Source organism: Kitasatospora sp. NPDC093806 (assembly GCF_040683335.1).
Taxonomy (GTDB): Bacteria; Actinomycetota; Actinomycetes; order Streptomycetales; family Streptomycetaceae; genus Kitasatospora.
The window spans coordinates 1-5,545 of record NZ_JBFBDO010000205.1; the positions used below are offsets into that span (position 1 = coordinate 1).

Below are 5,545 nucleotides of genomic sequence, written 5' to 3' on the forward strand. Positions count from 1 at the left end.
CGCGCTGGCCGCGGCCAGCGCGCGCCGCGAGCAGAGGGAATCTCGCTGCAACCCGGCTCCGAGGAGCGCCGCTACGGGGCTGTCAGCTTGGAAGCCGGAGTCGTCTTCGCGGCATCGGGTGGGACCGCCCCAACGGCCCACAGTCCATCGATCGGATTCCACTCGTGTTCCAGGATCGAGTAGGTGATCGAGTCGCGCCAGGCCCCGTGGACGAAGACGTGGTCGCGAATGCGGCCATCCTCGGTCATGCCGGCGTGGAGGAGAGTCCGCGCGGACGCCTCGTTGAGCGGAGACCGGGCGGCCCAGATGCGGTGCAGGCCGAGGACGTTGAAGCCGAGCGCGCACAGGAGGTGGACGGTCTCGGTGCCGAGTCCCTTGCCCCACTCCGCTTGGTGGAGGGCGAAGCCGATGGTGGCGGCCCGTTGGGGTTCGGTGGCCAGACGGGCGTACCCGATCAGGTGTTGCTGGCCGCATTGGGTGACGGCGAGGCCGTACTCGGCCCTCGGGTTGCCCTTGGCAGAGTTCATCGAACGATCGACGATCGCCTGGACCTGCCCGCGGGTGCGGGGTTCGAAGCTGAGGTGCCGGGTGGCCTCGGGGTCTCCGTAGATGGCCAAGAGGGCGTCGGTGTCCTCCTGTTCGATCTCGCGCAGTGCCAGGCGGGGGCCGGTCAGGTGGACTGGGGTCATGGCCGCGGAGCCTACCTGTGCGGTCATCGGATGAGGACGGATGTCGGAGTGGCGGTGAACGCCTCGATCTCCTCACGGAGGTCGACGGCCACCCCGCCGACGCGTCGGCTGCCGGACGGCAGCGCGGCGTAGACGCGCTGGGCGCTGCTTGTGATGCCGAAGTTCCGCTGCTCGACGGGCAAGTCGAGGACGGGGCGGACCGCCTCGGCCGCCCCGTCGACCTCTCCTCGGGCGAGGCGGGCGAGTGCGAGGTCGGTCTGGGCGCCGGCCTCGTCGCCGAAGGCCCACTCGTCCTCGGTGGCGGTGCGGTAGGCCGCAACGGCGGCCTCTGCCTGACTCTCAGCGAGCACGGGATCCTCGCCGAGGTGCACGGTGGCCTCAGCGACGTAATAGAGCTGCCGGGGCACCGGGAAGGTCATGATGCCGCCGAAGCCGTCCAGGTCGTCGGATTGGGCCACAGCCCGGGCATCCTCGGCACGCTGGATGGCAGTGCGAGTCGCTTCGCCGTCGCCGAGCAGGGCGTGCGCGCGGGCGGAGAGACAGGCGAGCCAGACGCTCGTGGTGCCACGGACGTTGCCGGCGGCGGCTTGTCCGAGGTCAGCGTAGTCGGCGGCCTCGGCCGGTCGTCCCGCCCAGTAGGAGATGAGCGATTGCAGCGACCGCACCCAGGCGCGCATGGCGTGGTGGTCGGCGTTGTCCGCGCAGACAAAGGCCGTACGGGCCTGCATCATGGCGGCGCTCGGGTTGCCGAGGTCGTGGCTGGCCTTGGCAAGCATGCCGGAGGTGATACCGGCGAGCAGGTACAGCTCCCGGGCCTGCAAGGGCCTGAGGTGGCCGTGCTCCAGGAGACGAAAGGTCAGGTCCTGGACCTCGACGAGGTCACCGAGCAGGGTCGGCAGGGCGAGTTTGGGGTACGCAACGGTGAGTCGCCGTACCTCGTCCTGGATCTGGCCCAGGGCCTCCGGGCCAACACTGCTTCCTTCCGCCATCGCGGTGAAGCGAAGCGCACGACGAGCCGCCATCGCGACCTGCCTTTCCAATTCCGTGGTGCCCGCGTCAAGGCGGGTCTCGCTGCTGAACCGGCCTCCCGCAGGCAGCACCTGCGCTTGCTCGGTTGTGAGGAAGACAGGGACCGGCCGTACCGGCGGGACGACGGACGGAGGCCCAGCGCGGGCATCGGGCCGTGCGACGGCGGGTCCGAGAAGCTGGTCGACGCCGATGCCGAACATGGCTTCCAGGACCCGGCACTGGTCCGGGTAGGGCCGGGTCTTCACCGCACCGCCGTACCAGCGCTCGAACTGCCGCTTGGAGACCGACAGCCCCACCAGGCGCGGGTCGGTCTCAACCTCGGCGAGCCGGGCCGCAGCGCCTTCGAACCGCAGCCGGAAGGTCTCGTAGACCTGCCAGTGCCGTTCCAGCGTCAAGACCCTTAGGAGCGTGGGAGTTTCAGCCACCGCGGATCCTCTCCGGTACCCGTTCGTCTGCTTCGACCATAGCCGCGAGCGACCGGCAGGAAACCCTCGCCGACGGCCTTGCGCCCCAGATGACGGCAGCCATGACGGCATCCATGACGCACGACGTCATCGGTCTCTCTCGGCACCGGAGATAACGGCGTGCTCGTGACGGCGGCCACGTCGTATCGGTGCCGCAGCGCCCGACGCCATGCTGAACGCCACCTCGCTGTCCGCTATCCCCCGACAGCGAAGCGTGAGAACGGCGGCTGCGAGCAGCAGCTTCGTCCGAACACCCCATCCAGCACTACGTGCGCACCGGCACCCGTTCGGGGCCGGCGACGGGAGGGAATCGATGGACAGCACCTTCACCGCTCTGGCCAGGCAGACCGAGACGGGACGCGTCATGGCCGATGACGACGTTCTGGGAGTGTCCTGGCCGCTGGCGCCGTTCGACGGCGTGGTGGGCTTCACCCGCCGACTCGTGATTGCGACCTTGCGCATGTGGGGCGTCGAGTTGGGCGACCGGGCTGATGACGTGGCCCTCCTGGTCAGCGAGCTGCTCACCAATGCGTTCGCCCACAGCAGCGGCCAGCCGGTCACCCTCGGCTTGTACGCCAGCCGCCGCGAGCACGCGCTGAGCCTCGGCGTACTCGACGGGAGCAGCGACCATCCCGTGCTCCAAACCGCCGACGACGAAGCCGAGCACGGACGCGGCTTGTTCATCGTCGACCACCTCACCGCCGGCCGCTGGACCTCTCAAGCAACCGACTTCGGAAAGCGGGTGATGGCCACGCTGTCGCTCCCCGTCCAGCCGAGTGCCGCGCAGGGACAGCAATTGTGCCGACGAATCCCGGCATGCCACCCCTGCCCTGTCGGCTCCAGCTTCGTCACCTGAGCCGAGGCACCCGGCGAGCACCGACGCCTTTCGGGGCTGCCAGCCACCCGCCCGCGCCACCCGAAATCGCCCACCATCCGACGCCGTCCCGCCTCATCGATCGCCCGCAGGCGCCGTACCGCCATGCCCAGTGGGCCGTCGACTCGCGGGCAGCGCCTCCTGTGAAGGCCTCTCACACCATGTCCCTGAGTTTCGACCCCCAGTGGCTGTCCCGATACCCGGCACAGGATCCGGTCGGCGACGCCGAGTCCTCCTGTGTCTTCTGCGGCATTGCCGACGGCGAGGTGGACGCGCACGTCATCGCCGAGACAGCGGACACCTTGTGCTTCCTGGACCACCTCCCAGCGACCTACGGGCACGTCCTCGTCGTTCCCAAGCAGCACTTCCAGGACCTGCTCGACATCCCGGAAGAGTCGTTCCAGCAGGTCATGGCCACCGCGAAGCAGGTGGCGAACGCCCTGCAGGACGCCTGCGGCGCGTCCGGCATCAACCTGGTCCACGCCACCGGCCGGGCCGCCCACCAGACCGTCTTCCACTTCCACATCCACATCGTGCCGCGCTACGACGGCGACTCGATCGTCGTCTTCCCTCGGCTGGCCGATCCGGCCCGCAAGCACGAGGTCGCACAGCGTCTGCGCACAGCCTTCAACGCCCCCCAGCCGCCCGAGGCCGGGGCAGAAAGCAGCCGACCGTGACGATTCCACCGGACGACGCCGTCGCCCAGTTCACCGAACAGGGCTTCGTGCTCCTCAAGCAGGCCGTCCCCGACAGCGTCGTCAGTACGCTGGACACGGCCGTCCGCAGGCTCGCCGACAGCCGTCGGCCGGACCTGACGCACAGCTCGTTCAACGCGAACCCGGCCCTGACGCACGTGCGCGACGCCGCGAACGTCATCGCCGAGTACCACCTGCTCTTCGAGTGCGGCTCGCTGATGTCCGTCCCCCACCGGATCCTCAACGGGTCGCTCCAGGTCCTGGGTACCGAGGTGCTGCGGCGGGGGATCTACCAGGCGGCCCACGAGCCTTGGCACCGCGACTCCGGCGCCTACCTGGAGCGGCCGTACGACGAGGTCAACGGGCCGCTGCACCTCAAAGCCCAGGTGTTCTTCACCGACACGCGGTCCAAGGACAGCGGCAACCTCGTGCTCATCCCCGGCTCGCACCGGTGGCCGGCCGGCCACAAGGACGACACCTACTGGACGTCGGCGAACGACGCCCTCGCCCAGGGCTCGTTTCCCGAGGGCGCTCTGAGCATCCATGCGGAACCCGGCGACACGGTCGTCTTCGGCAACACCATGTGGCACGCCGTGTTGCCCAACCGGACCCAGGAGCGACGCAGCGCGATCATCCGCTTCGGACAGGCGTGGCTGCGCCCGTACGACCACCCCTGCGACCCCACCACCGCAGCCGGCCACCTCTCCGCCCGAAGCCGTCGACTGCTGGGCTACCACTCGAACACGGTCAGCCCGGTGAGCCTGTACAAGGACCCGACGGGTACCGAGAGCTGGGGCGCGTGATGACGGACTCGCCGCAGGTCGTCACCGTACTCGGAGCGACCCGGAACTTCTTCAAGGTCGGTCACTACACACTGCGCCGGCTCGCTGCCGACGCACCGCAGCTGACGCTTCGCCTGGCCATTCCGGAAGCCCGAATCGCCGGGCGCGCCGTGAGCGACATCGACGTGCAGCTCCGCGACTGGGAGCCGACCGAGCCCGCCTCGCTGATCGAGGCGCTGGCCGGGACCGAGACCATGCTGATGGTGCCTCCGATCGACCGGCGAGTCGATGTCGGCGGCATGTACGTGCGAGCGGCGCAGAAGGCCGGCGTACAGCGGATCGTCTGCCTGGGCATCCAGTTCGCCCGGGATCACTGCACGATGGCCGGTGAAGCGGCGGCACTGGAGACACTCCTGGAGAAGTCCGGGATCGCATTCGACGTCGTCCGATTGCCGATGTTCCTGGAGAACATCCTCTACCAGTGCCAGTCGATCGCCACGGCGGGATCGTTCACCTTCCCCGTCGACGCCGACCGCCTGTTCTCCTACATCAGTTGCGAAGACGCCGCCGAGTTGTTCTGCCGCAAGATCCTGTCTCCCGACTCGGTCGACCTGAGCGGCACGTTGATGAGCCACCACGCGCAGGCGACCTGTGACCTGTGGGCCTCTGCCCTGAGCCAGGCCTGCGGGCGGCCGATCACGTTCGTACGCCAGACCGACGAGCACTTCGTGACCAGCCTGGCCAAGTACGGAATGCACCCCAGCGCCGCAGCGCAGGTCCTCGGCTTGTGGGGACGGATCGGCGCCGAGGGGGACGCCCCGGCGACCCGGACAGCCGAACACCTCCTGGGACGGCCCTCCACCGATCTCGAGTCCTGGACGACGGCCCACGCCTGCTGCTTCGGCCCCGAGTTCGCCTCGTGCCCCCACCCGCACCCGCCCACGCAGCACATGTTCGGCCCTGCCTGAGAGGCACACGGCCGGGGTGCGGCGCGGGCCCTGCGGGGGCCCGC

The 5,545-nt window shown here is 69.3% G+C and carries 6 protein-coding genes; 4 read left to right on the forward strand and 2 right to left on the reverse strand.

The window, feature by feature from the left end; genetic code table 11:
- Nucleotides 1-71: 71 nt before the first annotated feature.
- Nucleotides 72-689 carry a GNAT family protein gene (locus AB0N76_RS38935; protein ID WP_363565592.1) on the reverse strand — a complete coding sequence of 206 codons (618 nt, stop codon included), beginning with the start codon at nt 687-689 and terminating at the stop codon, nt 72-74.
- A 23-nt stretch (nt 690-712) separates the two neighbouring features.
- Nucleotides 713-2,113 (reverse strand): hypothetical protein, encoded by a 1,401-nt coding sequence (locus tag AB0N76_RS38940; RefSeq protein WP_363565593.1) that lies wholly within the window; start codon nt 2,111-2,113, stop codon nt 713-715.
- Nucleotides 2,114-2,495: 382 nt separating this feature from the next.
- Between AB0N76_RS38940 and AB0N76_RS38945 the strand changes: the two genes are divergently transcribed.
- The 4 genes from AB0N76_RS38945 (at nt 2,496) to AB0N76_RS38960 (ending at nt 5,501) form a co-directional block, all read left to right on the forward strand.
- Nucleotides 2,496-3,038 (forward strand): ATP-binding protein, encoded by a 543-nt coding sequence (locus AB0N76_RS38945; RefSeq protein WP_363565594.1) that lies wholly within the window; start codon nt 2,496-2,498, stop codon nt 3,036-3,038.
- A gap of 179 nt (nt 3,039-3,217) precedes the next feature.
- Nucleotides 3,218-3,733 (forward strand): HIT family protein, encoded by a 516-nt coding sequence (locus AB0N76_RS38950; protein WP_363565595.1) that lies wholly within the window; start codon nt 3,218-3,220, stop codon nt 3,731-3,733.
- Complete coding sequence (locus AB0N76_RS38955) at nt 3,730-4,554, forward strand: phytanoyl-CoA dioxygenase family protein (RefSeq protein ID WP_363565596.1); 825 nt, start codon at nt 3,730-3,732, stop codon at nt 4,552-4,554. Before AB0N76_RS38950 ends, AB0N76_RS38955 begins: the two co-directional genes overlap by 4 nt.
- Nucleotides 4,554-5,501: a hypothetical protein gene (locus AB0N76_RS38960; protein ID WP_363565597.1), complete on the forward strand. Its 948-nt coding sequence runs from the start codon at nt 4,554-4,556 to the stop codon at nt 5,499-5,501. The genes AB0N76_RS38955 and AB0N76_RS38960 overlap by 1 nt, the downstream gene beginning before the upstream one ends.
- Nucleotides 5,502-5,545 lie beyond the last annotated feature (44 nt).

Bases quoted from the DNA above. Each gene is read 5' to 3' on its own strand.
- AB0N76_RS38935 (WP_363565592.1), bottom strand. From the start codon at position 689: ATGACCCCAGTCCACCTGACCGGCCCCCGCCTGGCACTGCGCGAGATC.
- AB0N76_RS38945 (WP_363565594.1), top strand. From the start codon at position 2,496: ATGGACAGCACCTTCACCGCTCTGGCCAGGCAGACCGAGACGGGACGC.
- AB0N76_RS38950 (WP_363565595.1), top strand. From the start codon at position 3,218: ATGTCCCTGAGTTTCGACCCCCAGTGGCTGTCCCGATACCCGGCACAG.
- AB0N76_RS38960 (WP_363565597.1), top strand. From the start codon at position 4,554: ATGACGGACTCGCCGCAGGTCGTCACCGTACTCGGAGCGACCCGGAAC.